This is a genomic window from Methylophaga sp. UBA4204 (assembly GCF_002379485.1).
Classification (GTDB): domain Bacteria; phylum Pseudomonadota; class Gammaproteobacteria; order Nitrosococcales; family Methylophagaceae; genus Methylophaga.
Genome location: NZ_DFTU01000042.1, coordinates 27,973 through 28,394, shown reverse-complemented (window position 1 = coordinate 28,394; position 422 = coordinate 27,973). Strand labels below are relative to the sequence as shown.

Below are 422 nucleotides of genomic sequence, written 5' to 3'. Positions count from 1 at the left end.
CAACGAGCTTGGCGTGCAAATTGAAGATACGCTGACATCAGAAAAACTGGTCGATGCCTTTGACCCCCGCTTCCGGCCACTGGAAAACACCTCCAACGCCGACTGGTTCCGCCAGCATTATCTCCGCCAGGCACTAAACCAGCCGGAGCAGCTGCAAGTGACACCGCCGTACCTTTCGGTCACTGGCGCCTATATGTGCGTCACGCTCTCGTTTGCGTTTCATCTAAATGACGAGATCAAAGTACTCTGCTGCGACATCCTCGCCCGCTGACACTGATTGCATGAGCCCCAAACGGGGCTCACGGCTTGAACACTATAGAGCCAAGCAAGTCGGAGCTGCTGATCAATGTAACGGAATACAGCGGAATCGATCAGCCCCCCACTAAACCGGGACGTCCGCCATATTGCCATAGGCCTCCAGC

The 422-nt window shown here is 55.5% G+C and carries 1 pseudogene; it reads left to right on the top strand.

The annotated features are described in order from the left end of the window. Positions 1–271: pseudogene (locus tag B3182_RS06005) on the top strand (EAL domain-containing protein); the annotation flags it as partial. Positions 272–422: the final 151 nt, after the last annotated feature.